General features: G+C 63.8%; 21 protein-coding genes. 10 read left to right on the plus strand and 11 right to left on the minus strand.

The features are described 5' to 3' along the window. Window positions 1-97: 97 nt before the first annotated feature. Window positions 98-1,546, minus strand: a complete 1,449-nt coding sequence (locus KW824_RS14830; protein ID WP_218410194.1) for a catalase — start codon at window positions 1,544-1,546, stop codon at window positions 98-100. Window positions 1,547-1,699: 153 nt separating this feature from the next. Here KW824_RS14830 and KW824_RS14835 point away from each other — a divergent pair, with 153 nt between their 5' ends. Together KW824_RS14835 and KW824_RS14840 are read left to right on the plus strand one after the other, a co-directional pair. Continuing rightward, window positions 1,700-2,188: a GNAT family N-acetyltransferase gene (locus KW824_RS14835; RefSeq protein WP_139436211.1), complete on the plus strand. Its 489-nt coding sequence runs from the start codon at window positions 1,700-1,702 to the stop codon at window positions 2,186-2,188. Continuing rightward, window positions 2,185-3,042: a GyrI-like domain-containing protein gene (locus KW824_RS14840; protein WP_218410195.1), complete on the plus strand. Its 858-nt coding sequence runs from the start codon at window positions 2,185-2,187 to the stop codon at window positions 3,040-3,042. The genes KW824_RS14835 and KW824_RS14840 overlap by 4 nt, the downstream gene beginning before the upstream one ends. A 107-nt stretch (window positions 3,043-3,149) precedes the next feature. Here KW824_RS14840 and KW824_RS14845 read toward each other — a convergent pair whose 3' ends face one another. Further along, complete coding sequence (locus tag KW824_RS14845; protein WP_218410196.1) at window positions 3,150-4,061, minus strand: DMT family transporter; 912 nt, start codon at window positions 4,059-4,061, stop codon at window positions 3,150-3,152. A 133-nt stretch (window positions 4,062-4,194) separates the two neighbouring features. Further along, window positions 4,195-4,635 (minus strand): DUF2214 family protein, encoded by a 441-nt coding sequence (locus KW824_RS14850; protein ID WP_042648087.1) that lies wholly within the window; start codon window positions 4,633-4,635, stop codon window positions 4,195-4,197. 109 nt (window positions 4,636-4,744) lie between these two features. Between KW824_RS14850 and KW824_RS14855 the strand changes: the two genes are divergently transcribed. Then, a complete protein-coding gene (locus tag KW824_RS14855) occupies window positions 4,745-6,355 on the plus strand; it encodes a sensor domain-containing diguanylate cyclase (RefSeq protein ID WP_218410197.1) in 1,611 nt (536 codons plus the stop codon). Between the two features lie 23 nt (window positions 6,356-6,378). Here the strand turns inward: KW824_RS14855 and KW824_RS14860 are convergent, their stop codons facing one another. The 6 genes from KW824_RS14860 to KW824_RS14885 are packed head-to-tail and all read right to left on the minus strand — an operon-like array spanning window position 6,379 to window position 11,649. Next, window positions 6,379-7,038 carry an HAD family phosphatase gene (locus KW824_RS14860; RefSeq protein ID WP_218410198.1) on the minus strand — a complete coding sequence of 220 codons (660 nt, stop codon included), beginning with the start codon at window positions 7,036-7,038 and terminating at the stop codon, window positions 6,379-6,381. A gap of 39 nt (window positions 7,039-7,077) precedes the next feature. Further along, a complete protein-coding gene (locus KW824_RS14865; RefSeq protein WP_218410199.1) occupies window positions 7,078-8,085 on the minus strand; it encodes an ABC transporter ATP-binding protein in 1,008 nt (335 codons plus the stop codon). A 6-nt stretch (window positions 8,086-8,091) separates the two neighbouring features. Then, window positions 8,092-8,868 (minus strand): ABC transporter permease, encoded by a 777-nt coding sequence (locus KW824_RS14870; protein ID WP_042655595.1) that lies wholly within the window; start codon window positions 8,866-8,868, stop codon window positions 8,092-8,094. Beyond that, window positions 8,861-9,760, minus strand: a complete 900-nt coding sequence (locus tag KW824_RS14875; protein ID WP_218410200.1) for an ABC transporter permease subunit — start codon at window positions 9,758-9,760, stop codon at window positions 8,861-8,863. Before KW824_RS14875 ends, KW824_RS14870 begins: the two co-directional genes overlap by 8 nt. Continuing rightward, window positions 9,760-10,593 (minus strand): alkaline phosphatase family protein, encoded by an 834-nt coding sequence (locus KW824_RS14880; RefSeq protein ID WP_218410201.1) that lies wholly within the window; start codon window positions 10,591-10,593, stop codon window positions 9,760-9,762. The genes KW824_RS14875 and KW824_RS14880 overlap by 1 nt, the downstream gene beginning before the upstream one ends. Before the next feature lie 9 nt (window positions 10,594-10,602). Further along, window positions 10,603-11,649 (minus strand): ABC transporter substrate-binding protein, encoded by a 1,047-nt coding sequence (locus tag KW824_RS14885; protein ID WP_218410202.1) that lies wholly within the window; start codon window positions 11,647-11,649, stop codon window positions 10,603-10,605. 182 nt (window positions 11,650-11,831) lie between these two features. Here KW824_RS14885 and KW824_RS14890 point away from each other — a divergent pair, with 182 nt between their 5' ends. Beyond that, on the plus strand, window positions 11,832-12,644 hold the full coding sequence (locus KW824_RS14890; RefSeq protein WP_043129536.1) for a UTRA domain-containing protein: 813 nt from the start codon (window positions 11,832-11,834) through the stop codon (window positions 12,642-12,644). Window positions 12,645-12,794: 150 nt separating this feature from the next. On the opposite strand, the gene KW824_RS14895 is transcribed toward KW824_RS14890, so the two are convergent. Together KW824_RS14895 and KW824_RS14900 are read right to left on the minus strand one after the other, a co-directional pair. After that, window positions 12,795-13,559 carry a helix-turn-helix transcriptional regulator gene (locus KW824_RS14895; protein ID WP_218410203.1) on the minus strand — a complete coding sequence of 255 codons (765 nt, stop codon included), beginning with the start codon at window positions 13,557-13,559 and terminating at the stop codon, window positions 12,795-12,797. Window positions 13,560-13,995: 436 nt separating this feature from the next. Then, window positions 13,996-14,910, minus strand: coding sequence for a LysR family transcriptional regulator (locus KW824_RS14900; RefSeq protein WP_005330088.1), 915 nt, complete (start codon window positions 14,908-14,910; stop codon window positions 13,996-13,998). Between the two features lie 257 nt (window positions 14,911-15,167). Here KW824_RS14900 and KW824_RS14905 point away from each other — a divergent pair, with 257 nt between their 5' ends. From KW824_RS14905 to recD, 6 genes are all read left to right on the plus strand, one after another. Continuing rightward, window positions 15,168-15,500 carry a hypothetical protein gene (locus KW824_RS14905; protein WP_025328578.1) on the plus strand — a complete coding sequence of 111 codons (333 nt, stop codon included), beginning with the start codon at window positions 15,168-15,170 and terminating at the stop codon, window positions 15,498-15,500. A gap of 31 nt (window positions 15,501-15,531) precedes the next feature. Further along, window positions 15,532-16,218: a pirin family protein gene (locus KW824_RS14910; protein WP_218410204.1), complete on the plus strand. Its 687-nt coding sequence runs from the start codon at window positions 15,532-15,534 to the stop codon at window positions 16,216-16,218. An 84-nt stretch (window positions 16,219-16,302) separates the two neighbouring features. Continuing rightward, window positions 16,303-16,695, plus strand: coding sequence for a DoxX family protein (locus tag KW824_RS14915; protein ID WP_161506824.1), 393 nt, complete (start codon window positions 16,303-16,305; stop codon window positions 16,693-16,695). A 262-nt stretch (window positions 16,696-16,957) separates the two neighbouring features. Further along, window positions 16,958-20,311 carry an exodeoxyribonuclease V subunit gamma gene (recC, locus tag KW824_RS14920; RefSeq protein WP_218410205.1) on the plus strand — a complete coding sequence of 1,118 codons (3,354 nt, stop codon included), beginning with the start codon at window positions 16,958-16,960 and terminating at the stop codon, window positions 20,309-20,311. Continuing rightward, on the plus strand, window positions 20,311-23,910 hold the full coding sequence (recB, locus tag KW824_RS14925) for an exodeoxyribonuclease V subunit beta (protein ID WP_218410206.1): 3,600 nt from the start codon (window positions 20,311-20,313) through the stop codon (window positions 23,908-23,910). Before recC ends, recB begins: the two co-directional genes overlap by 1 nt. Beyond that, complete coding sequence (recD, locus tag KW824_RS14930) at window positions 23,907-25,970, plus strand: exodeoxyribonuclease V subunit alpha (protein WP_218410207.1); 2,064 nt, start codon at window positions 23,907-23,909, stop codon at window positions 25,968-25,970. The genes recB and recD overlap by 4 nt, the downstream gene beginning before the upstream one ends. Window positions 25,971-25,992 lie beyond the last annotated feature (22 nt).

Consider the following 25,992-nt stretch of genomic DNA (forward strand, 5'->3'; position numbering starts at 1 on the left):
CCTCGGGCTCCGTTTTTGCGTTTATTACTCTTAGCAGAATAACAACGGGGGCCATCAGGCCCCCGTTTTGCTTTTGCAGATTTTTCCTGCTTGCGATTTAGCGCTGCAAGGCGGCCAGTGCCAGTTCGACCCGCTTGGCGTACTCGGGGTCGGCCTGCTCGAAGTGCTTGAGCTGGGCCGCGACTATGGCGTCATCCTCTACGTTGACGAGGGAGCGGGCCAGGTTGGCGGCGAGGCGCGCGCGCTGCCCCTCGTCCATCAGGCGGAACAGATCCCCCGGCTGGCTGTAGTAGTCGCTGTCATGGTCACGGAAGTCGTAGTGCAGGGCGGCCCCCTCCAGACTCAGCGCCGGTTCGTGCTGCTCGCTCGGTTGCTGGGTACCGAAGCGGTTCGGCTGGTAGTTGGGGTTGGCGCCGCCATTGCTGTCGCTGCGCATGGCGCCGTCGCGGTGGGCGCCGTGATGGAAGGGGCAGCGCGGGGCGTTGACCGGCAGCAGGCCGTGGTTGACGCCGAGGCGATAGCGCTGGGTGTCACCGTAGGAGAAGAGCCGCCCCTGCAGCATGCGATCCGGCGAGAAGCCGATGCCGGGCACCACGTTGGCCGGGGTAAAGGCGGCCTGCTCCACGTGGGCGAAGTAGTTGTCCGGGTTCTGGTTGAGCTCAAGCATGCCCACCGGGATCAGCGGGTAGTCGCTGTGCGGCCACACCTTGGTCAGGTCGAACGGGTGGATCTTGTAAGTCTGGGCCTCGGCTTGTGGCATCACCTGCACATAGACCTTCCAGCGCGGGAAGTCGCCCCGCTCTATGGCGTTGTAGAGATCCGCCTGGCTGGTCTCCCTGTCCTGGCCGACGGCATTGGCCGCCTCTTCATCTGTGTAGAAGCTGTGGCCCTGCTCTGTCTTGAAGTGGAACTTGACCCAGAAGCGCTCGTTGGCCGAGTTGATGAAGCTGAAGGTGTGGCTGCCGTAGCCGTTCATCTCCCGCAGGCTCCTGGGAATGCCGCGATCGCTGAACAGTATGGTGACCTGATGCAGGGATTCTGGATGGCGAGACCAGAAGTCCCAGGCGGCGGTGGCGCTGCGCAGGTTGGTGCGCGGATCCCGCTTCTGGGTGTGGATGAAGTCGGGGAATTTTAGCGGATCACGGATGAAGAAGACGGGGGTGTTGTTGCCCACCAGATCCCAGTTGCCCTGCTCGGTGTAGAACTTGAGGGCGAAGCCGCGCACGTCGCGCTCGGCGTCGGCGGCCCCCTTCTCGCCGGCCACGGTGGAGAAGCGCAGGAAGACCGGCGTCTGCTTGCCGATGGCGTTGAACAGGTCGGCCTTGCTGAATTGGCTGATGTCGTGGGTGACGGTGAAGGTGCCGTAGGCGCCCGAACCCTTGGCGTGCACCACCCGCTCGGGAATGCGCTCGCGGTCGAAGTGGGCGAGTTTCTCCATCAACCAGATGTCTTGCATCAGCACGGGGCCGCGGGGGCCGGCGGTGAGGCTGTTGTTGTTGTCGACGACGGGGGCACCGTTGGCGCTGTGCAGGGTCTTGTCAGTCATGGGGCATCTCCTTGTGATGAGCCGCCAGACTAGGGGAAGGGCGCGCCCGGCTCCAATGGAGTGTGCCTAACCCTTTGATTGGTTTCGCTGATGGGGGGTGGAAACGAACGCCAGCCTTGCGGCAAGATGGGACTCAGCCAATCAGGAGGTCTCATGTCCATCACCATTCGCCGCGCCGGGCCGGAAGATGCCGCCCCCCTGCGCGATCTCTACGCCATGCCCAAAGCCCAGGCCGGTACCCTGCAACTCCCCTTCGCCTCGCTGCACCACTGGCAGCAGCGGCTCGAGCCGCGGGACGGGGTCACTGTGCTGCTGGCCGAATCCGATGGTCTGGTGGTGGGTAACCTGACCCTGTGGCAGGAGCCCAACCCGCGTCGGCGCCACGTGGCGAGCCTCGGCATGGCGGTGCGTGATGACTGGGCCGGGCGCGGCGTGGGCTCGGACTTGATGGCGGCGGCGCTGGATCTGGCGGACAACTGGCTCGGGCTGACTCGCCTCGAGCTCACCGTCTGGAGTGACAACGAGGCGGCGCAGGCGCTCTACCGCAAGTTCGGGTTCGTGCAGGAAGGTGTCGCCCGGGATTACGGCCTGCGCCACGGCGTGCTGGTGGACACCCTCTATATGGCGAGAGTGCGCTCATGATCGACTATCGCGAGCGCCTGACTCCCGTGCTGCGGGCACTGGAGCAGGAGCCGGATCTCTCCATCGAGGAGCTGGCGAGCCGCGCCTGTCTCTCCCTCTATCACTTCCACCGGGTGTTCACCGCCGTGGTGGGGGAGTCCCCCGGCGAGATGTGTCGCCGGCTGCGGATGCAGCGGGCGGCCTGGCAGCTCTGCTATACCGATGCCAGCGTCACCGCCATCGCCCTGGGGGCGGGGCTCGGCAGCTCCCAGGCCTTTGCCAAGGCGTTTCGTCGTCACTATGGCTGCACCCCGGGAGCGTTTCGCCGCGACAAGAGCAAGAATGGACACCTGATGAGCAAGGAGGGACACGCACTTGCGCAGCCGGATCCTTATGCTGAGAGTCACTCATCAGCAAGGAGCAACACCATGAAAACCGTCGAGATGGATGCCCGCACCCTGGCCTATGTCAGGGTCACTGGCCCCTATGGCGAGGGCTATGACGCCGTCAGCAAACGCCTGCATCAGTGGGCTGCTGCGCGCGGGCTGGAGGACGGGGAGTGGATCTTCATCTACCACGACAACCCCGAGGTGACGCCGCCTGCCCAGTGCCGTACCGACATCGGCATCACAGTGCCGGTGGGGACCCTGGGAACGGGGGAGGTGGAGACCCAGCTCATCCCAGCCGGGCGTTACGCCCAGTCCCGCTACCTCATCACGGATCGCAACCAGTACGGGCCGCGCTGGCAGGAGCACATAGGCGACATCGTTTCCGCCGGGCTGGCGTTCGGCGACGGCCCCTGTTTCGAGCTCTATCACAGCATGAGCAATGATCCCCTGCAGGATGACGTGAGCTTCTGCTCCAGCGTGCGATAAGCGCGTGGCAATGAAACGAGGCGCCCAGAGGCGCCTCGTTTCATTGCGTGTTGGTGCCCCGGACCAGCACAGTCAGGCACATGGGCAGATCCCCATGCCGACGCCCATCAGGGCTGGCTGGACACCTTGTTTCGGCGGGACTTCCACCACCAGCGCAGCCGGATCTGGGAGATGAGCATGCCCGCCAGCATCAGGGCGCAACCAACGATGGCCCTCTCGTCCAGATGCTCTCCCAGCAGCAGTACCCCGCCGATGGCGGCGAACACCGTCTCCAGACTCAGGATGATGGCGGCGTGGGCCGGGTGGGCACCGCGCTGGCCGACCACCTGCAGGGTGTAGCCGATGCCGACCGAGACCAGACCCGCGTAGAGCAGGGCCTGCCAGCCCGCCATGGCGCCGCCGAGGGTCGGAGTTTCGATGACAAAGGCCGTGCCAAGACTGAGCAGGCCGCACACCACGAATTGCACTCCCGCGAGGCGAATGGGGGCGACCCGGTTCGAGTAGTGATCGAGCACCAGCAGGTGAATGGCCCAGAACAGGGCGCCGATCACCTGCAACAGATCGCCGTATCCTATGGTGAACTCTTCGGTGACGCTGAGGTAGTAGAGCCCGGCCATGGCGATGAGGGCGCCTACCCAGGTGTTGGCCCCGGTCTTGTGGCGCAGTGCCAGGCCGATGACGGGCACCAGTATGATGTAGAGACCCGTGATGAAGCCCGCCTTGGCGGCCGTGGTGTAGAGCAGCCCCACCTGTTGCAGGGAGGCGGCGCTGAACAATACGCCCCCGGCGATCAGGCCGCCGACCAGCAGCAGGCGGCGATCACCGGATGGTGAGCCTGGTTGCGGCCTGGGCTGACGCGATTTGAGCCACCACAGCAGCGGCAGCAGGGAGAGGGCGCCGAGCAGGAAGCGCAGGCCGTTGAAGGTGAAAGGCCCCATGTGATCCATCCCCAGGCGCTGGGCGACGAAGCCCAGTCCCCAGATGGCGGCGGCCATCAATAACATCATGTTTGAACGCATACGGATTCATCCCTGAGAGAGCAGTCAAGGGAGCACTCTGGCCCCTGTCAGTACGATACCCGCCTGCGGGGGGCTTTGTCGCCGGTGATTTGTGATCCGGCGTGGTCCCTGGATGAGGGAGGGGCGCCGGTGCTCAGTCGCTTGCCAGCCTGGCGAGCAGGGGCAGCAGGGCGAGCAGTAGCAGGTTGCCCCTCAGGATCCAGATCACCCAGAACTGCTGCTGGATGGAGACGATGGGCGCGCGTCCCTGACGCAGAGAGCGGCGCCAGTGATGAAACAGCCGGCTGGGGTAGCCGAAGCTGAGGGCCATGGCGAAGAACAGCAGCAGCTTGGTGCGATAGCCGGGATTGGCCAGCAGGGCCGCCGGTTGCAGCGGGTGGGCGAGCACCATGAGCACGCCGGTGATGAAGATGAGCAGCAGCGCCAGCGCCGCCAGGCTGTCCGCCAGCAGCAGCTTGCGCACCTGTTCGATGGACATGCCACGCCGGAACAGAAAGTACTCCGAGGTGATGGCGCCGGTCAGGGTGATCACGGCGCAATAATGGAGCGCGGTCAGCAGTTCCGGGTTCAACATCCGAGCCTGTTCCTTCTCGTTGGCCACATGGCAAGCTTCCTTTTGGACGCCATCGGGCGGGGCTGATATTCTGACACTACACGACCTCAGGGGATAGCAGGAGTCAGGGTTGGATAAGCGAGCAGTCTCCAAAAAAACCTGGTCCCTGGTTGCCCGGATGCGTCTGGGCCTGCTGCTGCTATTCATTCCGGTGCTGGTGCTGGGAGGCATCTACTACCTGCACATGGAGCGCAGCCTGCAACACGAGTTGCAACAGCGCCTGCTCGCCACCAACCACCAGTTGCGTCACGTCTTCATCGAACCCTATCTGCACGAGATGGAACGCGAGTTCACCCTCATCTACAACCAGGTGAAGGTGGAGGACATCAGCGGCCCCCGGCTGAACCATGCCGAAACCTACCTGAAGGAGTGGCAGCTCTACAAGGGGGTGATGGCAGACCTTATCTATATCTATGTCGGCACCGCCGAACGCCAGATGTTGATCTATCCCGAATGGCAGGCGGATGCCGGCTTCGATCCCCGGGAGCGCCCCTGGTATCAGCTGGCCAGCCAGCATGTGGGCAAGATGGTCTGGACCGAGCCCTACTACGACTACACCAACGGCAATCTGGTCATCGCTCTGGCGCGGGCACTGACCGACAAGGAGGGCAGGGTGCGCGGGGTGTTCGCGGTCGATGCCGTGCTGGCCCCCTTCTCCGCCCAGCTGAACCGGCAATTGAACAGTGGTTACCAGATGATCGTCAATCAGTCCGGCAAGGTGCTGGCTCACCCCGATCCTTCCCAACTGCTCAAGTCCATGACCCACCCGAGCTGGCTCTCCCGCTTCAGTCGGGAGGATGGCATCTTCCTGGATCAGGATTCCCGGCAATTTGTGGCCTACAGCCACTTGCCGGATCGGAACTGGGTGCTGATCAGCGTGCAGCCGGCGTCGAGCATCCAGGCCGTGGTGGCTCGGGCCTTGCTCAACGTGCTCGGGGTGGTGCTGCTGGCCAGCGTGCTCTACATGGTGTTGGCGCTGGTCTGGTCCCGTTACTTCAGGCGCATGCTGGACGAGATCTCCACCATGATCCGCGCCAGCCGAATGCATCCTGACGAAGTGCCCCATGGGGGCATGCACGAACTCAGGCATGTCTATGCCGAGCTGGCGGAGGTGAGCAAGGATTACCACGAGGCGCGCCAGCAGGCGAACCTCGACAAGTTGACCGGCCTTTACAACCGTCGCTTTTTTGACGAGCGAGTCAATCGCCTGCTGCTTGAGCACCAGCCGTTCTGTCTGGCCATGATCGATCTGGATGATTTCAAGCGGGTCAACGATACCTATGGTCACCAGACCGGGGACGTAGTGCTCAAGCGGGTGGCCAACCTTGGCGCCAAGCTGTTGGAGGATCACGGCTGGGTCTGCCGCTATGGTGGCGAGGAGCTGGTGGTGTTGCTGGCCAACCCGGATATTCACTTCTGTCAGATGCTGCTGGAGCAGTACAGGATTGGGGTCGCGTCGCTGGACTGGCGCGAGCCCGGCCTCGGGATCACCTTCAGCGGCGGCCTGGTGGCGAGCGCCCCCGGCCTGGATGCCAAGGAATTGCTCGATATCGTCGATGCCGAGGTGTATCGCGCCAAACGGGATGGCAAGAACCGCATCTATCTGGGGGGAATCGCTCCCTCGGCACAGAACGAGGTGCCGCCGGCAGACGATGGGGTACTGAGCAAAGAAGAGGCCTGAGGGCCTCTTCTTCATTCAGCAGTTCAAGGGAGTAACTGCCATGTCCACAGGGGCCAGCCCAGCTCAGAGGCGCACTGGCGCAGCGCGGGGGCCGGATTGACCGCGTGGGGATGTGTCACCGCCCGCAGCAGGGGCAGATCGTTGTGGGAGTCGCTGTAACCAAAGCTCCCCTGCCAGAGCTGCTCCCGCCCGGCAAAGAGCTGGTTGATGCGGGCCACCTTGCCTTCGCGAAAGCTGAGGGTGCCGTGAGTCTGGCCGGTCAGCATCCCCTCCTCCTCATCGAGCAGGATGGCCACACAGTGATCCATCCCCAGCATCTTCGCCATGGGGGCCACCAGATGCTCGCCAGAGGCGGAGATAAGTACCAGCTCGTCACCCCGCTCCCTATGCCACTCGATACGTGCCAGCCCCTCGGGGTAGAGGTGCTCACGCAGCACCTGCTCGGCAAAGTGGTGGCACTGCTGGCTGAGCCACTGGCGCGACTTGCCCACCAGCGGCTGCAGGGTGAAGGCCATGTACTGGTGCATGTCCATCTTGCCCTGATGGTAGAGGGACATCATGGCCTGCTCCTCGGCGATCATGCCGGCCGGAGCCAGCTCTTCGGCCACCATGTACTCCAACCAGAGGCTGGCGGAATCCCCGGCAATCAGGGTCTCGTCCAGATCAAACAGTGCCAGTGCCATGGGCGCTCCTCAGCGTGAAAATCGAAATGAAATGCGGCGTCATGCTACCTCACAGAGTTGATCCCGAGCCACCGCCAGGGTCACGGCACTGCCGGTGGCCAGCAGATCACTGGCAGAGCGGTTGAGGCAATCCACCGTCAACAGCCCCGCCTCGCACTCCACCTGATAGCGGATCACGTTGCCGAGCAGTTGCTGCTGGCGAATGATGCCGGGCAGGCTGGGTTCGCTGCTGGTCGCCCCGGCGGGCAGCAGGGTGATGGACTCCGGCCGCAGTGCCAGCTTGCCCTGAAAACGGGGGCCGAACAGCGACTTGCCTTGCTCGGCGCCAAGCAGGTTGTAGTTGCCGATAAAGCCCGCCACAAACTCGCTGGCGGGGCGGGTGTAGATCTGCTCCGGCGTGCCGCTCTGGACGATGGATCCCTTGTTCATCAGGAAGATCCGATCCGACAGGGTAAGCGCCTCCTCCTGATCGTGGGTCACGAAGATGGTGGTGAGCTCGAGCCGCTGCTGGATCTCGCGGATCTGCTGGCGCAGGCTGCGGCGGATGCGGGCATCCAGCGCCGAGAGCGGCTCGTCCAGCAGCAGGATCCGCGGCCGCACCACCAGGGCCCGGGCCAAGGCCACCCGCTGGCGCTGGCCGCCGGAGAGCTCGGCCGGATAGCGGCGCTCGAAGCCGGTCAGCTCCACCAGCGCCAGTGCCTCTTTCACGCTGGTCGATAACTCGCGCCCCGGCTGGGGCTTCATCTTGAGGCCGAAGGCGACGTTGTCCCACACCGTCATATTGGGGAAGAGCGCATAGCTCTGGAACACCATGCCGATGCCCCGCTTCTGGGGCGCCTGCCAGGTGATGTCCTCACCGGCCACACGCACCTGACCGCCATCCACCGGAGTGAGCCCGGCCAGCGCCCGCAGCAGGGTCGACTTGCCGCAGCCGGAGGGGCCGAGCAGGGTCACCAGCTCCCCCTTGCGAATGCCGAATTCGATCCCCTCGAATACCGGGGTGTCGCCGTAGGATTTATGCAACTGATTGACTTCTAAATGAAACATCTTGGATCACCGATGAAATCTGTTGGCTGCCCAGGTGAGCAGCAGGGTCAGCAGGAAATAGCTCATCACCAGCGCACTGGTGAAGTGGCCCGAAGTGGCGCGCATGTTGTAGAGGTAGACCTGCAGGGTCTCGTAACGGGTGCCCACCAGCATGTTGGCAAACACGAACTCACCGAGCAGGAAGGAGAGGGAGAGAAACAGCGCCGCCAAGAGCCCCTTGCGCAGGCAGGGGATCACCACCAGCAGGAAGGCGCGCCGACTGCTCGCCCCCAGCAGATGGGCGGCATCCATCAGATCCTTGAGCGGCACCCCCTGCAAACTGTTGGCCAGCGCCCGGTACATAAAGGGGAGCACCACTGTGAACCAGGTGCCGATCAGGATCCACGGCGTGCCGATAATCGGCAGCGGGCCATCGGCGTAGATCTGCAGCAGCCCTACCGACGAGACCACAGGCGGCACCGCGAAGGGGAGCAGGATCAGCAGGTTCATCCAGGGATCCAGCTTGGGGAAGTAGTAGGCCACCACCAGCACGGTGGGCACCAGCACCAGGGTCCCCAGCAACAGGGTGGCGAAGCAGACCAGCAGGCTGCGGCCAAACGCCGCCAGAAAGCGCGGATCGCCCCAGAGCTTGAGATACCAGTCGAGGGTGAAGCCATCCGGCAGCAGGGTCGCCCCCCAACGGGTGGAGATGGAGTAGAGAAAGGTAGCCAGCAGCGGCAACAGCAGGGTGGCGACCAGCCCCCCCAGCACCCACTTGGGCCAGCGTGGCGTCAAATCATGCATGGGATTGCCCCTTGTTCACATAGCTCTTTTTCAGCAGCCACTGGTTGGCGGCCGTCACTACCCCCAGCAGCACCATCAGGATCACCGCCAGCGCCGCCGCCATATTGGGCTCGAGGAAGATGTCGCCGGAGACCAGACTGGCCACCCGGATGGTCACCAGATTGAAGTTGCCGGTGGTGAGGGCGTAGGCAGAGGCATAGGCCCCCACCGCGTTGGCAAACAGGATGATCAGGGTGCCAAGCAGGGCGGGAGTGAGCACCGGCAGCGCCACGTGCCACACATACTGCCCCTTGCTCGCGCCCAGCAGCGCCGCAGCCTGCGGCCACTCATCCTGCAAGGCATCGAACGCCGGATAGAGCAGCAGCAGGGCGAGCGGGATCTGGAAGTAGGTGTAGATGAGGATGAGGCCCGACCCCGAGTAGAGGTTGAAGCCGTCGATCAATCCCCAGGATTTCAGCAGCAGGGTAACCGCGCCATTGATGCCGAGCACGATGATGAAGGCGAACGCCAGCGGCACCCCGCTGAAGTTGCCGGTCATGGTGACGAAGGCCAGCAGCACCCGCTTGACCCGCTCACCGCTGTGGCGCAGGGCCGCCGCCCCGAGCGTGCCGATGGCAAGCCCCGCCAGACTGGCGATACCGGCGATGCGCAGGGAATTGCCGAACGATTGCAGGTAGAAGGGGGAGCTCAGGATCTCCCGGTAGTAATCGAGGCCCCAGCCATCCGGGGTCTGAAAGCTGCCCACCAATACCCACACCATGGGGGCGAGCTGGAACAGGATCATCAAGAGGACAAAGGGCAGCAGCACCAGGGCCGGCAGCCAGTGACGGTGTGCCCTGCGCCGGGTTGCCACGGGTTGATCCGCGAGGATCTCGGTGGTTGCAGGCATCATCAGTGCACCTCGCGCATAAAGGTCGCCTTGAGCAGCGGCGGGCCGCTCGGCTTGTCGTGGGGAACCCCCAGCAGGTCGGCCATCAGGGCGCAGAGCTGGGTCTGGGCAATCACCACCCCATCCGGCCAGCGATCAATAAAGGCATCACCAAACAGCCAGAGCGGCACAGCGCGCTCTTCGGGCAGGGTGCCGCCGTGGCTCAGGTCGTTGTTCATGCCGTGATCCGAGGTGACCACCACCTGATACCCCTCCGCCAGCCACTGGGGCAGCAGGTCGGCCAGCAGGCTGTCCATGCGGCGCGCCTGATTGCGGTACTGGCGTGAATCGAGGCCAAACTTGTGGCCCGCATCGTCCACCCCCATGGGATGGATCAGCAGAAAATCGGGGTCATATTGGGTTCTGAGCCATTCCCCATCCATCAACAGGTGGCTGTCGGGATAGTTGTCATCCCAGTAGAAGCAGCCGTGCTGAATGGGCAGTTGCTCGTCATGGGTATAGCGATCCCGCGCTGCCAGCCAGGGGCTGCGGTTGTAGAGTTCGCTCACCCAGTAGTAGGCCGCCGCTGCGGTGCGTTTGCCCGCGGCGCGGGCCAGATGGAAGATGGAGTCATGCAGACTGAGGCGACTCACCCCGTTGTGGGTGATGCCGCTCGCCACCGGTGGCACGCCGGTCAGGATGCACTCGTAGAGGGGTCGGGAGAGAGAGGGCAGGGCGGCACTCAGGGTCGTATGCAGGCCCCGCCCCGCCTCCACCATGCCACCGAGGTAGCCCATGGTGTGGGCTACCTCGGCTGCCAGACCATCCACAAGTACCACTATCACCTTGTGTTGCACTGGATTCCCTTACTGCATGTTGATCATGACGGTTTCTTGCCACTGGCGCGGCAGGGCCTTGGAGCTCTGCTCCCAGGCAGCGTGATCCTGCACTGGCTTGGCATTGGCGTACTGCTCGGCCGGCAGCAGCTTGGCCTTCACGTCATCCGGCAGGGTCACATTGCTGCGGATGGGGCGGGCGTAGCCACGGGCCAGGTTGATTTGACCGGCATCGGAGAGGATGTATTCACGGGCCAGCTTGGCGGCGTTGGGGTTCTTGGCCCACTTGTTGATGATGGTGGTGTAACCGGCGATGACGGAGCCGTCGCTCGGGATCACCACGTCAAACTTCTTGGGGTCGATCTGGTCGCGGTAGTTGAGGGCGTTGAAATCCCACAGCACCCCCACTTCCACTTCGCCCTTCTCGATATTGGCGATGGTCGGGTCGTTCAGCGACAGGCGGCCCTGCTTGGCTAGCTGGCCGAACAGATCCAGCGCGGGCTTGAGGTTCTTCTCGCTGCCGCCGGTGGCATAGGCCGCTGCCAGCACGCCGTTGTTGGCTTGGGAAGCGACGCCCACGTCACCCAGGGTCACCTTGTAGTCACCGCCGAGCAGGGATTGCCAGCTGGTGGGGGCAGCCTTGACCAGATCCTTGTTGATCAGGAAGGCGATGGTGCCGGTATAGGCCAGCATCCAGTGACCGTCCGCATCCTTGGCCCAGTTCGGAATGTCCGCCCAGGTGGAGGGTTTGTAGGGCTGGGTGACCCCCTGCTTGACCGCCACCGGACCGAAGGCGCCGCCCACGTCGCCGATATCGGCGGTGGCGTTGGCTTTCTCGGCGGCGAACTTGGCGATCTCCTGCGCCGAGCTCATGTCGGTATCCTGATGCTTGATGCCGTAGATGCTGCCCAGCTGCTGCCAGGTATCCTTCCAGTTGGCCCAGCTGTCGGGCATGCCGATGCTGCTGAGTTGCCCTTCACCACGAGCGGCCTTCTCGAGATCCGCGATGTTCTCGGCGGCAAACAGCGGTTGACTGATGGCCGCCAGGGCCAGTGCACTTGCGATCACGCTTTTCATCATCCCATCCCTCTGGACTAGGTCAGTTAAGGTTCGAGAGGGATGCTAGAGGGGAAATATGACGATGGCGGGGCGCTTTGATGGCGTTTTCGTGACAATCGCCCTGTCATGGCGCTGTCATCCACAGCGGTTACAACTCGGGACCGACAGCCGCTGGTCTACTCCAGGGGGCGCACACCGGAATGACCGACAGGGACGTGACAGTGACAGAGCGATTGAGTGAACAGGGGCTGACCGATGGCCGCAGCCCTTCCAAGTGCGAACAGATTTGCCGGACCCTGCGCCGCTATATTGGCAGCGGCCAGCTGGGGGCCGGGCAGCAGTTGCCCGCCGAACGGGCCCTGAGCGAGCGCTTCGCCACCACCCGCATCACCATCAAGGAGGCGCTCTCCAGCCTCGAAGCGGATGGTCTTATCTACCGGGCCGAGCGGCGCGGTTGGTTCGTGGCGCCGCCTCGCCTCACCTATGACCCCGCCATCCACACCCACTTTCATCAGTGGATCGGCGAGCAGCAGCGCACCGCCGAAACCCGGGTGCTGGCCCACGGCAGTGCGCTTGCCAGCAGCGAGCTTTGCCGCTGGATGGGGTTGGTGCCCTTCACCCCGCTCTATGAAATCCGCCGCCAGCGACTGATCGACGGCCGTCCCGTGCTGCACGTCAGCCACCATCTGCTGGCCAGTCGTTTTCCCGATATCGCCAGCGCGCCGCTGGCCAGCTCACTCACCGAGCTCTATCAGCAGCACTATGGCATAGGCCAGGGTGGGGCGAGCCTGGAGATCACCCCCTCGGCGGCTCGCGGAGAGATAGCCCGGGCCCTCAATCTGGCGGAGGGGAGTGCCGTGCTAAGACTGGTGCGGGTCAACTACGACGAACGGGGGGCGCTGGTGGATTGCGATATTGAACACTGGCGGCCGGATGCGATCCGTATCTGTCTCGATACGCGCGTCTTGCAGCCGCTCTCAGGTACACTGCAGCAAACCCGGCTCGTTGATTAGGGAATATCCAGAGCACTGACGGGCACAGTGGCGCTCCGTATCGGTCTCGATAGGCACTGCATCCGAAGGCGGCAAGAAGGTCTGAATGGCCGATGTAAGGCTAACGACCGAGCCAGCGAAAACGGACGGATCCCGCAGGATCCGCCGAGATCAGTTGTCGATATTGGGGATAAGGTCGTCGAAGCTCTGGTAGCCGCAGTCCGCCAGTTGCAGCGACATGGTGTAGGTCTTGCTGCCCTCCCGCTGGCCGATGGCGGGGCGGTTGAGTTTGAGCTCCTGATGCCAGTACTCCTTCATGCGATCGATCAGGGCCATGGCTTCGCTCTCGTCCAGGTGGAGCTGGCACAGCGCCATGTAGTTGTTCGACTTGTGCATGTTCTCCACCAGATAGTCCCCCAGCACCGACATGGCCTGGCGTGCCTGCTGGCGGGCGAAGCGACTGTGCTGTTCGAAGCTGATGCGCTCGCTGATGAGGAAGTGGTAGCTGTTGTCGATGCCGAGCTGCAATATGCCGAGCTTCTCCAGCTTGCGCAGATAGAGATAGCAGGAGGCGTCGGTCAGGCCGTAATCCCGTTTCAGATCGATCAGCGTCTTGTCGCGCCAGAAGATGTTGGCGAGGAAGGCGTAGAGGCCGGGCTCCTTGTGAAACGCCTCGTCCTGCTCCTGGGTGAAGACGGCGCGGCGGCTCTGGGCATCCTGGGTGCGATCCAGCAGCTCCTCGAACGAGAGGCCCACCAGATGGCAGATCTCCAGCAGGGTATCGAACGGCAGGGAGGGTTTGTTCATCATCCGCTTCACGGTGGCGATGGAGACCCCCATGGCTTCCGCCAGGGTCTGATAGCGGATCCCCTTGTCGGTCAGGGTCTTCTTCAGGGTGTCGAGAATGTGGTTGGCCAGGGTCTGGCTGTAGGTCATGCAACTATTCCTTTATCTGCATTTTTAGTCGTGTCAGAAAGTGAGTGATTTATCTGTATTGGGCTCAGTTTTTGACACCTAGAAAAACCAGAGGAGAGTAACCCGGTTATAACGGCTGAAATGGCCTGACCAGTTGTGGTGCAAGGTGGCAGATAATGACACTCGGTGGTGCATATCCTTCAACCTTTCAACATTTTGCTGGTGATGCATATTACATCGCACATAATCCAACACGAATCGGATTCAATACCTTCCTGGTTGAGAAAACGATTGTTTGCTTCCAATTTAAGGGTTTTTTTAACCGCAAGGTTTTATTCTTTCCTGGCATTGAGCGGAACTCGCAAGAGGTCCGCTTTTTTTCTTTTCTCCGAATTTGAGCCCGCCGTCAAGGAAGGGGCGCATTTTTTGGCACCTCCTGCGCCGCCCTCCCGAGGGGCTATTCCCCTTTGCAGGGGAACAGCTTGGGGATCTCCCGCACCAGCCAGCTCTTGGCCTTGCCCATGGTATCTCGTCGCCACGCCAGCACGACCTGCACCTGATGGCGATATTCGGGGCCGATCACCTTGAGTCGGCCCGCCTTGATGTCCTCTTCTATCCAGCTCAGGGGCATGGTGCCGACCCCGATGCCCGCCAGCAGGGCATCGCGCTTCTCGCCCATGGTGCTGACGGTCAGGCGCGGCTGCTTGTCCAGCAGGCGATAGGTGAGGGCGGGCTTGCGCCGCGCCGTGTCGGCGATGGCGATGGCGCGGTAGCGGCGCAGTGTCTCGTCCGCCAGGGGCTCGGGCTCCCCGTGCAGGGGGTGATCCGGGTGGGCGACATAGAGCATCACCTCCTCCTGCAAGGGCTGGTGCTTGATGCCGGTCAGGGTGATGTCGGGATTGAGGGAGGAGATAAGCAGGTCGGCGCGGCCATCTTCCAGACACTCCCAACTGCCCGCCAGCACCTCGGCCCGTAATCGCAGCCGGGTATCCGTCAATTCGGCCAGCCGCTCCACCAGGGGGTAGAGCGCCTGCAGCGGCACCAGGGCATCGACGGCGATGGTGATGTCGGTCTCCCAGCCCCGGGCCAGCGCCCGGGTCTCTCCCACCAGATGCTCGGCGGCCTCCAGCAGCAGACGGCCCTGCTCCAGCAGCATGCGCCCGGCGGGGGTGAATTTGGTTCTGTGGCCGCTGCGATCAAACAGCATGGCGTCCAGCTCGTCTTCCAGCTTCTGTACCGTGTAGCTCAGCGCCGAGGGCACCTTGCCCAGCTCGTCGGCCGCCGCCGCGAAGCTGCCACGGCGATCGATGGCATCCAGCACCCGGATCGCCTCCAGGGTCAGCGCCCGCTCCTTGTTCGATTCTTTGGCCATATCTAACCTTCAATTTTTTTGAACATGTTTGCCAGATTATCTCGCTAACAACTTAGGGCAAGTGACTTTAATATTCAATCAACGCTTAGGCAGGAAGGCCAAGCGGCCAAATAAACAGTAGTTCCGGGCTGGGGCATCACAAAGAGTGATGTCTGATGTCGGTAAAAGAACAACACACTATTTGAATAACCTCTTGCATGGATGCATTGATTCTGGCCGAACCGGCCTTGGCAATGACATAAAAACCAAGAGAGTGAATGAACATGAAAAACGTAATCAAGATGCTGGCCGTTGCAGGCCTGATGACCGCAGGTTTCGCTCAGGCTGCCGTACCGGCCGACATCAATGCCGCCCCTGGCGTGCTGTTCGTGAACTGGAACGCGACCGCCGCCATGGCTGGCAAGGCCAACCCCATGCTGGAGGTGCGCGACGAGTCTGGCGATCTGCTGGCATCGGTTCACGCCAGCCTGATGGGCACCCAGCAGGTCAAGATCCCGAGCCGCACCCAGGGCAACCTGACGGTCAGCCTGGGCAACGAGAGCAGCAGCTACCGCATCCCGTTCGGTCTGGGTGACGGTCGCCAGCGCTAATCAACCGTTTAAGGTATTGGAGGAGCACACCATGATGAAATTGAGAGCCGCAGCAGAACGGGGTCATGCCAACTTCGGCTGGCTGGATGCACGCCACAGCTTCTCGTTCGGTCACTACTATGACCCGGACTGGATGGGGCACTCCGTCCTGCGGGTCATCAACCAGGATCTGGTGTCGCCGGGTGGCGGTTTCGCTACCCACCCTCATGCCAACATGGAGATCCTCACCTGCGTGCTGAGCGGCACCATAGAGCACAGGGACAGCCTCGGCCATGCCGAGCAGATCCCGGCGGGGGATTTCCAGCTGATGAGCGCGGGGTCCGGCATCCGGCACAGCGAGTACAACCCCTCGCAGACCGAGCCCCTCTCCCTGTTGCAGATCTGGATAGAGCCGAATGAAGTGGGCACTACCCCGGGTTATCAGCAGAAGAAGATAGCCTCTCAGCCCGGGCTGACGCTGGTCGCGTCACCGGATGGGGAGGATGGATCCTTCAGGATCCGCCAGCAGGCCCGCATCTGGCGACTGCAACTTGCCGTAGGGGAAACCCTCGAATGGGCATTGCAAGGGCGTCATGGTTACCTGCATATGATTTCAGGGGAGCTGACTGGCAACGGTCTGGCTGCCCGACCCGGCGACGGCCTGCTCAGTCGCGATGAAGCGTTCTGGACGCTCACCGCCTCCGAGGGGAGTGAAGCCCTGCTGTTTGACTTGCCCTGATAGATAAATCACGGCGAAATGAATGAGTTAACAATTAGCTCTTACACTGTTATTACCAAGATGGGTAATCAAAGGAATCTGACGATGGACAAGATGAAAGATGTGGCACTGCTGGCGGGTCGCGTACTGCTGGCGCTGATGTTCGTGATGGCAGGCTGGGGCAAGATCGGCGGTTACGCCGGTACCCAGGGTTACATGGAAGCCATGGGCGTGCCCGGGTTCATGCTGCCCCTGGTGATCCTGCTGGAGCTGGGTGGCGGTCTCGCCATCGTGCTGGGTCTCTTTACCCGCAGCCTCTCGGTGCTGCTGGCCGGTTTCACCCTGATGGCCGCCTTCATCTTCCACTATCAGCCTGCCGAACAGATGCAGATGCTGATGTTTATGAAGAACGTCTCAGTGGCCGGTGGTTTCCTGGCCCTGGCGGCGGCTGGTGCGGGTGCCTTCAGTGTGGATGCCCGTCTCGGCAAAAACTGGTAATGCCCTGAAGATTCAAGTTTTCCAATGCCTTTTGGCCGGTGCAACTGCACCGGCTTTTTTCTGTCTGCGTTTTCCGGGTTGGTGAGGCGGCGCGCCAAATCTGCGGCGCCCCTCATGGTTCGGCGGTTTGCCCGCCTGCTGGCCGCAAGAGCCTTTTGCATCTTCCCCCCCGATCCCTGACAATTCCCACTCCTGTGAAGTGACGGAAATGGCTCGTTTTTTCCGGCGCTCATCCCCTCTTGTGAATTGGCGGGAGTCGTCCATGTTTACCCTCTACCACTCCAATCAGCTGGATCTGCTCAAGGAGCTGCTGGTGAGCCGCATCCGGCAGGCGCCCCTCTCTCACCCCTTCGAGCACGAGCAGATCCTGGTGCAGAGTCCCGGCATGGCCCAGTGGCTCAAGCTGGAGCTGGCCAAGGCCTTCGGCATCGCCGCCAATATCGACTTCCCGCTACCCGCCAGCTTTATCTGGGAGATGTTCACCCAGGTGCTGGCGGATGTGCCACGCCAGAGTCCCTACAACAAGGGCGCCATGAGCTGGCAGCTGATGACCATTCTGCCTGCCTTGCTGGATCGCCCCGCCTTTGCGCCGCTTGCCGCTTATCTGGGCGGCGGAGATGAGGAGGATCCTGCCAAGGATCCCGAACAAGTTCGGCTGTGGCAGCTCTGCCAGAAGGTAGCGGATCTCTTTGACCAATATCTGGTCTACCGGCCGGACTGGATCGCCCGCTGGGAGCAGGGGGAGGGACTGGGGCTCGAACTGGCCGAGGTGAGCGGTCAGGATTGGCAGCCGGAGCTGTGGCGCGAGCTGGTGGCCCGCACCCTGGCGCTCTCTCCGAGCGGTTACCACCGCGCCAACCTCTACGAGGAGTTTATCCACGAGCTGCAACGCACCGCCGATCTGCCGGGCAAGCTGCCGCAGCGGGTCTTTGTGTTCGGCATCTCGGCGCTGCCGCCGCGCTATGTGGAGGCGCTGCTGGCCCTCGGCAGTCGGCCGGAGGTGGAGGTGCACCTGTTCGTCACCAACCCCTGCCGCTACTACTGGGGGGACCTGCTGGATCGCAAGACCCTGGCTCGGCTGGAGAACAAGCTCAAGCCCGGCACCGATATCGAGACCCTGCAAGGCCCCGCCAACCCGCTGCTCGCCTCCATGGGCAAGCTGGGGCGCGACTATCTGCATCAGCTGATGGAGCTGGAGGTGCCGCAAATCGAGGCCTTCGTCGATATCGACGAGGTGGATGGCAAAGGCAACGTCAGCCTGCTGCGCGCCATCCAGAAGGATGTGCTGGAACTGGCCGAACGGGGCGCGGGGCAATTTGATCTCGACAGCAGCCACCACAAGAGCCCCATCAGCCCGGCGGATGGATCCTTGCAGATCCACGCCTGCCACGGCCCGATGCGCGAGCTGGAAGTGCTGCACGACCGGCTGCTGGCGCTGTTCGAGCAGGACCCGTCCCTCACCCCGAAAGATGTGGTGGTGATGATGCCGGACGTGAACAGCTACGGCCCCTACATTCAGGCGGTGTTTGGGGCGCGCGGTCAGATCCCGTTTGCGGTCTCGGATCGGGCGGCGAGTCAGGAGAGCCCGTTGCTGCAAAGCTTCCTCGCCCTGCTCAGGCTGCCCAACGCCCGCTTGGGGGCAGGGGAGCTGCTCGCCATTCTCGAGGTGCCTGTCGTGCTGCGCCGCTTCGAGCTGGATGACGACGAGTTCAACCAGCTGCGGGTCTGGGTGCAGGAGACCGGTATCCGCTGGGGGCTGGATGACGGCTACCCAGAGCGCTTCGATCTGCCGCCCATGTCCGGCAACAGCTGGCTGTTCGGCCTGCGCCGCATGCTGCTCGGTTTTGCCATGGGCGACGGCGAGCCGGTGGCGGGCATCCTGCCCTATGCCGATATCGAAGGTCAGCAGGGGTTGGCGCTCGGCAAGCTCGCTTGGTTCGTCGACTCCCTGGCCGAATTTTTACCCCGCTTGCAACAGGCGCAGCCGCTGACGGAGTGGCACGCCTGCCTGCTGGCGCTGCTGGAGCGCTTCTATTTGGCTGATGAAGATGAAGAGCGTCAGCTCCAGCTGATTCGTAGCCAGCTGGCCGACTGGCAGACCCAGCTTGGGGAGGCCCGCTTCGAGCAGCCCATCACCGCCGATTTGTTGCAGGATTATCTCGGCAGCGTGCTGGGGGAGTCCCGCTCCAGCCAGCGCTTCCTCGCCGGTCAGGTCAACTTCTGCACCCTGATGCCGATGCGCTCCATCCCCTTCAAGCAGGTCTGCCTGCTCGGCATGAACGACGGCGTCTACCCGCGCACCCTGGCTCCCATGGGGTTCGATCTGATGGCGGTGGCGTCGCGGCGCGGGGATCGCTCCCGCCGCGATGATGACCGCTACCTCTTCCTCGAGGCGCTCTTGAGCGCCCAGCAGGGGCTCTACATCAGCTATCAGGGGTTCAGCGCCCAGGACAACAGCGACAAGGTGCCCTCGGTGCTGCTGGCGGAGCTGATCGACTATGTGCGGCAGGGCTTCGTGCTGGTGGGGGATGAGAGCCTCGATGACGAAACCTCAGGCCGGCGGCTGCTCAACCACCTGATGGTGGCGCACCCGCTCACCCCCTACAGCCGCAACTACTTCTACCCGCAGGCGGGTTCCCGGCTCTTCACCTATGCCGCCGACTGGCTGCCCGCCCTCAATCCGGTGCGCGGCGCGGCCAATTTCCAGAGCGGCGAGCTGCCTTTACCCCCCGAATGGGGCAAGGAGCAGGGGCTGGAGCTGGCGGAGCTGCTGCGCTTCTATCGCCAGCCCACCAAATATTTCCTCAACCGCCGCCTCAAGGTGTGGTTTGAACTGAACGAGGCCAACATCGAGGACAGCGAGCCGTTCGAGCTGGATGGCCTGCAACATTATCAGCTGAAAGGTCTGCTGCTCGATGCTCATCTGGCGGAAGGTGACAGTACAGTGCGTCGCGAGCGGTTGCAGCTTACCGGCCTGCTGCCCCAAGGTTGGTTCGGCAGCCTGCTGCTGGACGATCTGGATGCCGAGATGGGCACGCTGGCGGATCGGTTGCGCCCCTGGGTTGCGGCTGATGAGGCTGAAAAACGGGCGGTGGAGATCGATATCTCCCTGACTCAGGGTCAACTGCAGGGGTGGCTCGACACCCAGAAGGGGCGAGCGCTGGTGGTCAAACCCGGCAGCTTCAACGGCAAGGATCTGCTGCTGGGCTGGGTTCAGCACCTCTGTCTCTCATTGAGCTGCGCCCCCGGCGACACCCTGCTGTTCGATGCCAAGCAGAGTCTGCGGCTGCCCAAGCTCTCTGCCGACGAGGCGCGCCCCAGGCTGGCGGCCCTGGTGGCGCTCTGGGCCCAGGGGATGAAGCGGCCGCTGCCGTTTTTCCCCAACACCGCCTGGGAGTGGCTCAAGGCGATCGAGAAGGATCCCGACAAGCCGGAGGCGGCCGACAAGGCGGCCCTCACCCGCTTCAACGGTGGTTACATGGTGACGGGGGAGGGGCAAGACCCTTATGTCGCCCGCTGCTTCCCCGAGCTGGATGACGCCGTGCTGGACCAGTTGCAGGCCTTGGCCCGCGAACACCTGACCCCGCTGCTCAAGACCCTGGAGGAGCTGAAATAATGGCTAACCCGCTCAATACCCTGCGTTTTCCCCTCCATGGTGAACGACTGATCGAAGCCTCCGCCGGCACCGGCAAAACCTACACCATCGCCGGTCTCTACCTGCGTCTGCTACTGGGGCACGGCCCGCTCATCGAAGAGGGTGCCGATGCCGGTCAGCCCAGCGCCCACGAGCGTCCCCTCTCGGTGACCGAGATCCTGGTGGTGACCTTTACCGAAGCGGCCACCGCCGAGCTGCGGGGGCGGATCCGCGGCCGCATCCACGAGGCGCGGCTCGCCTTTATGCGCGGCCATAGCAGTGACACCCTGCTGGCCCAGTTGCTGGCAGAGGTGGAGGATCACGAACTGGCGGCCCGCCGCCTGCTGGCCGCCGAGCGGCAGATGGACGAGGCGGCTGTCTTCACCATCCACGGCTTCTGCCAGCGGATGCTCAAGCAGAACGCCTTCGAGTCTGGTGCCCTCTTTGAAACCGAATTTTTGACCGACGACAGCCAGCTCCGGCTGCAGGCGGTGAGCGACTACTGGCGCGCCGAGTTCTATCCGGTGGACAAGACCCTGGCGAGCTCGGTGCGCGCACTCTGGCCGAGCCCCGCCGCCCTGCTGCGGGAGATGAACGGCTGGCTCGACAACAGCGAGCTGGAGATCCACCCCGCGCTGGGGGACGAAACCCTCGCCGCCCGCCATCAGGCCGCCATGGCCTGCATCGGGGCGGTGAAGAGCGAATGGCTGGCGCAGATGGACGAGATCCGCCGCCAGACAGAGGGGCAAATCAAGCTTTATACCGGCAAGAACTACGAAGGTTGGCTCGCCAAGATAGGCGACTGGGCACAGGATCCGACCAGCGGTTATACCCTGCCCAAGGATCTCGAGCGCTTCGGCCAGGAAACCCTGGAGGCCAAGCTGAGTAAGGGGAAGGCATTACCGACCCTGCCGCTGTTCAGCCAGATCGACCAGCTGCTGGCGAGCCGCCCCGGTATCCGGGATCTTATCCTGCAACGGGCGGCCAAGGTGGTGCGCAGCCGGATGCAGGCCAGCAAGCGCCAGGCCCATCAACTCTCGTTCGATGACCTGCTCAAAGACCTCGACGGGGCGCTCGGTTCCAGCCTCGGCGAGCGGCTGTGCGATCGCATTCGCGCCACCTATAGGGTCGCGATGATCGACGAATTTCAGGATACCGACCCCCAGCAGTACCGCATCTTCCACCGGCTTTACGGCGGCCACCAGGACACGGCGCTCTTGATGATCGGCGACCCCAAGCAGGCCATCTACGGTTTTCGCGGCGCCGACATCTTCACCTACATCCAGGCGCGGCGAAATGTGAGCGCCCACTACACCCTGGGGCGCAACTGGCGATCCAGCGGCGCCCTGGTGGGGGCGGTCAACGGCCTGTTCGAGCGAGCCAAGGATCCCTTTATCTACGAGGCGGATATCCCCTTCCTGCCGGTGGAGGCGCAGGGCAAGAGCAAGGCGCTGCTGCTCGATGGCGCCACCGCCCCTGTGCTTCACTGCTGGCAGCTGACCGGCCAACCCACCTTCAATCGGGGGGATTACCAGAGCAAGATGGCCCGTGCCACCGCCGCCGAGATCCACCGCCTGCTGACCCTGGCCCGCGAGGGCAAGGCGCTGATCGGTGACAAGGCGGTGAAGGCCGGGGATATCGCCGTACTGGTGCGCACCGGCGCCGAGGGCAAGCTGGTGCAGCAGGAGCTGGCGCGCCTCGCCATCGCCTCCGTCTATCTGTCGAACCGCGAGAGCGTGCTGGAGCAGGTGGAGGCGCGGGAGATTTTGCTGATTTTGCACGCCTGCCAGAACCCGAGTGAGGAGCGCAGCCTTAGGGCGGCGCTCGCCACCGGCCTGTTTGATCTCGACGCCAGGGCACTCGATGCACTGGCCTCGGACGAGCGGGCCTGGGAGAGCGCGGTGCAGGAGTTTATGGAGTACCGATCGATCTGGCATCGCCGCGGCGTGCTGGCCATGCTGCGGGCCCTGCTGCACAGGCGCAATCTCGCCTCTTCGCTTTTGGCGAGCCCCTACGGCGAGCGGCGGCTGACCAACTTCCTCCATCTCGGCGAGCTGCTGCAACAGGTGAGCAGCGAGCTGGACGGGGAATATGCCCTGCTGCGCTGGCTGGGGGAGGCGGTGAGCCGCCCGGGCGGCCAGGATGCGGAGCAGGTACTGCGCCTCGAATCCGAGCGCAAATTGGTGCAGATAGTCACCATCCACAAATCCAAGGGGCTGGAGTACCCCCTGGTGTTCCTGCCCTTCATCTGCAGCCACAGAACCGCCGAGACCCCGCTCTATCACGAGGCTGACGAGGCGGGCAATCGTACCATTCTCGATCTGACCGGCGCCGAGGGGTCCTTGGCGGAAGCCGACAAGGAGCGCCTCGCCGAAGACTTGCGGCTGCTCTACGTGGCCCTGACCCGGGGCGTCTACGCCACCTGGCTGGGGCTGGCCCCGGTGCGCTCGGGCAACGGCAAGTCGGAGAAGACAGAGCTGCACCACACCGCCATCGGCTACCTGCTGCAAAAGGGCGAAGAGGGGGACGCCGAAACCCTGGCGACCGCCCTGACCGAGCTTGCCCAGGCGCTACCCGGGGTGGCTGTCGGTGAGCCCTCGCTCACCCGTCCGGCCCCGTTGCCGCAAGAAGAGGAGCAGCTGGGGGATCCCCAGGTGCGCCACTTTAGCGGTCGGCTGGAGCGGGACTGGTGGATCAGCTCCTACTCCGGGCTGGCGGCCCAGGGGAACGGCCACGGCAAGGGGGTCCTGGCGAACCCTGGCTTCGATGACGAGGTAGTGACCGAGGCCGCCGCTGCGCAGGAAGAGGAGGCGCCAGCCCCCTCCATCTTCACCTTCCCGAAGGGGGCGCGCCCCGGCACCCTGCTGCACAGCCTGTTCGAGACCATAGACTTCGAGAGCGCGGCGGGCGAGCCGCTGGCGCAGCATATCGCTGGCCTGCTGGCGCAAGATGGCTTCGACGAGAGCTGGGCCCCCGTGCTGCAACAGCAGGTGGAGGCGGTGCTGGATACCCCGCTGGAAACGGGCCTTGGCGATCCGGTGCGGCTGCGGGATCTGGCCCCCGAGCGCAAACAGGTGGAGCTGGAGTTCTTCCTGCCCATGGGGCGGGTGACGGCACCGGCGCTGACCGCCCTCTGCCAGCAGCATGACCCCCTGTCGCGGGGCAACAAGCCCCTCAACTTTGCCACCGTGCAGGGGATGCTCAAGGGCTTTATCGATCTGGTGTTCGAGTGGCAGGGGCGCTGGTATCTGCTCGACTACAAGTCGAACCACCTCGGCATGAGCCCCGCCGATTACAGCCGTCCGGCGCTGGCGCGGGCGATGGCGGAGCACCGCTACGACCTGCAATACCAGCTCTACTCGCTGGCGCTGCACCGGCTGCTCACCCTGCGCCTGCCGGGCTACGACTTCGAGCAGCATTTTGGCGGCGTTTTCTATCTGTTCCTGCGCGGCATGCCGCAGGGGGGCATTTTCCATACCCGCCCGAGCCGTGAACTGGTGCTGGGGCTGGATGAGTTGTTTAGAAACGGTGATCGCTCTGGCGGTGTGTCATCAACAGAATTAAACGAGGTAGAGGCATGAGCGGCACCATGATCAGCACCACGACCAGCGCAATCATGATCGAACGGTTGAAAGCGCTGGCGCTGACGGGGCGCATCCGCCAGCTGGATCTGCAATTTGCCAAACTGGTGGCCGACCTGGGCGGCAGCCCCGAGCTGGTGCTGGGGGCTGCGCTCACCTGCTTCGAGCTGGGGCGCGGCCATGTCTGTTTGCCGCTGGAGATGCTCGCTGCCGGATCCCTGCGCCCGTTCGGGCTGGATCCCCAGCAGAGCCGGGATCTGCTGCTGGATCTGGCGGATCCTGCCCGCTGGCCCGCCCTGTTTGCGGCAAGCCCGCTCGTGGGTACGGAACAGGATGACGGGCTAACCCCGCGCTGGCCGCTGCGGCTGTGGCACGGGCGGCTCTACCTCACCCGCTACCACGATCACGAGCAGGGGGTGGCTCGCCATCTGCGTGCCCTGAGCGAGCGAGCTGAATGGCCAGAGATAGCCCCGGCCCTGTCGCGGCTGTTTGCCCGCGACTACGGCCTCGTGTTCGGGGCGCTGCTTAAAGCCCGCCTCGCCCCCGACTTTTCGGCCCGCCACTTTATCGAGAAGTATCTCGATCTGGTGTTCCCGAACGAGGTGGACTGGCCCGCCATCGAGGCATTGCTGGCCAGCGCGCAGGCGGCGAGCGATCTGGGCAAGCTGGATGCGCTGGTGCCCGAGACGCTCTGCTGCAACGGCCAGAAGCTGGCGGCGGCCACCGCGGCGGCGCGCCCCTTTGCGGTGATCTCGGGTGGCCCCGGTACCGGCAAGACCACCACGGTCGCCAAGCTGCTCGCCATTCTGGTGGAGACCGGCCTGCAGGCTGGCAAGGCGCCAGCGATCCGGCTGGTGGCCCCCACCGGCAAGGCGGCGGCGCGCCTGACCGAGAGTATCGGCTCTGCCCTGCAGGCCCTCGATCTGCCCCCCGAGTGGGTGGAAGCGATCCCCACCGAAGCGGGCACCTTGCACCGGCTGCTCGGGGTCATTCCGGGGCGCAGCCAGTTCCGCCACCACAAAGGCAACCCGCTGCACCTCGACTTGCTGGTGGTGGACGAGGCCTCCATGGTCGACCTACCCATGATGGCGCGCCTGCTCGATGCGCTGCCAAGCCACGCCCGCCTGATCCTGCTCGGCGACAAGGATCAGCTCGCTTCGGTGGAGGCGGGGGCCGTGCTCGGCGATATCTGCAGCTTTATCGAACAGGGCATCAGCCCGGCGCAGGCGGATTGGCTCTCCCGCCAGACCGGCTACCGCCTGCAGGGCTCACCCGCAGGCGCCCCGGTGCGCGACAGCCTCTGTTTGCTGGCCAAGAGCTGGCGCTTTGATCAGCACTCCGGCATAGGCCAGCTGGCGCGCGCCTGCAACAGCGGCGATGCCGCGGCGGTGGAATCAGTCTGGGGCATGGGCTTTGCCGATATCAGCTTGCACCCCTGGGCCGGGGAGGCCTACGACGCCCTGATTGCCCAGGGGGTCGCCGGTTACGGCAGCTATCTGAAGGCGGCCCGCGCGGGGGAAGCGCCCGCCGCCGTGTTCAAGGCATTCAACAGCTTCCAGATCCTCTGCGCCCTGCGGGACGGCCCGTTCGGGGTGCTGGGGCTTAACGAGCGCCTCGAACTGGCCCTGTCACGGGCCGGGCTGATTGCCCGCGATGGTGACTGGTATGCCGGTCGCCCCGTGATGGTGGTGCGCAACGACCACGGGGTCGGCCTCTACAACGGTGATATGGGGCTCTGCCTGCCCGATGAAAGCGGGCGGTTAAAGGTATGGTTTGAGCAGCCGGACGGCACCCTGCGCGCCCTGCTGCCAAGCCGGTTGCCCCCCCACGAGACCGTCTACGCCATGACCATCCACAAATCCCAGGGTTCGGAATTTGCCCATACGGTGCTGATATTGCCCGACAGCCCCAGCCCGCTGCTGACCCGCGAGCTGGTCTATACCGGCATCACCCGCGCCAAGGTGCGCCTCGATCTCTACGGCGATCGCGCCCTGCTGGCACAGGCGGTGCGGAAAAAGACCGAGCGGTATTCTGGATTGGCACAGAGGTTGGGGGAGTGATTGATGACAGCGGCAAAGGGAT

The organism is Aeromonas sp. sif0611, from assembly GCF_019218845.1.
GTDB lineage: Bacteria > Pseudomonadota > Gammaproteobacteria > Enterobacterales > Aeromonadaceae > Aeromonas > Aeromonas media.

What these genes read in the sequence shown, in the direction of transcription:
- KW824_RS14895 (WP_218410203.1), bottom strand. Translation starts at nt 13,559, where the DNA reads ATGACCTACAGCCAGACCCTGGCCAACCACATTCTCGACACCCTGAAG.
- KW824_RS14900 (WP_005330088.1), bottom strand. Translation starts at nt 14,910, where the DNA reads ATGGCCAAAGAATCGAACAAGGAGCGGGCGCTGACCCTGGAGGCGATC.
- KW824_RS14840 (WP_218410195.1), top strand. Translation starts at nt 2,185, where the DNA reads ATGATCGACTATCGCGAGCGCCTGACTCCCGTGCTGCGGGCACTGGAG.
- KW824_RS14890 (WP_043129536.1), top strand. Translation starts at nt 11,832, where the DNA reads ATGACCGACAGGGACGTGACAGTGACAGAGCGATTGAGTGAACAGGGG.
- KW824_RS14865 (WP_218410199.1), bottom strand. Translation starts at nt 8,085, where the DNA reads ATGTTTCATTTAGAAGTCAATCAGTTGCATAAATCCTACGGCGACACC.
- KW824_RS14830 (WP_218410194.1), bottom strand. Translation starts at nt 1,546, where the DNA reads ATGACTGACAAGACCCTGCACAGCGCCAACGGTGCCCCCGTCGTCGAC.
- KW824_RS14915 (WP_161506824.1), top strand. Translation starts at nt 16,303, where the DNA reads ATGGACAAGATGAAAGATGTGGCACTGCTGGCGGGTCGCGTACTGCTG.
- KW824_RS14885 (WP_218410202.1), bottom strand. Translation starts at nt 11,649, where the DNA reads ATGAAAAGCGTGATCGCAAGTGCACTGGCCCTGGCGGCCATCAGTCAA.
- KW824_RS14875 (WP_218410200.1), bottom strand. Translation starts at nt 9,760, where the DNA reads ATGATGCCTGCAACCACCGAGATCCTCGCGGATCAACCCGTGGCAACC.
- KW824_RS14850 (WP_042648087.1), bottom strand. Translation starts at nt 4,635, where the DNA reads ATGTTGAACCCGGAACTGCTGACCGCGCTCCATTATTGCGCCGTGATC.
- KW824_RS14860 (WP_218410198.1), bottom strand. Translation starts at nt 7,038, where the DNA reads ATGGCACTGGCACTGTTTGATCTGGACGAGACCCTGATTGCCGGGGAT.
- recD (WP_218410207.1), top strand. Translation starts at nt 23,907, where the DNA reads ATGAGCGGCACCATGATCAGCACCACGACCAGCGCAATCATGATCGAA.
- recB (WP_218410206.1), top strand. Translation starts at nt 20,311, where the DNA reads ATGGCTAACCCGCTCAATACCCTGCGTTTTCCCCTCCATGGTGAACGA.
- KW824_RS14910 (WP_218410204.1), top strand. Translation starts at nt 15,532, where the DNA reads ATGATGAAATTGAGAGCCGCAGCAGAACGGGGTCATGCCAACTTCGGC.
- KW824_RS14845 (WP_218410196.1), bottom strand. Translation starts at nt 4,061, where the DNA reads ATGCGTTCAAACATGATGTTATTGATGGCCGCCGCCATCTGGGGACTG.
- recC (WP_218410205.1), top strand. Translation starts at nt 16,958, where the DNA reads ATGTTTACCCTCTACCACTCCAATCAGCTGGATCTGCTCAAGGAGCTG.
- KW824_RS14835 (WP_139436211.1), top strand. Translation starts at nt 1,700, where the DNA reads ATGTCCATCACCATTCGCCGCGCCGGGCCGGAAGATGCCGCCCCCCTG.
- KW824_RS14870 (WP_042655595.1), bottom strand. Translation starts at nt 8,868, where the DNA reads ATGCATGATTTGACGCCACGCTGGCCCAAGTGGGTGCTGGGGGGGCTG.
- KW824_RS14905 (WP_025328578.1), top strand. Translation starts at nt 15,168, where the DNA reads ATGAACATGAAAAACGTAATCAAGATGCTGGCCGTTGCAGGCCTGATG.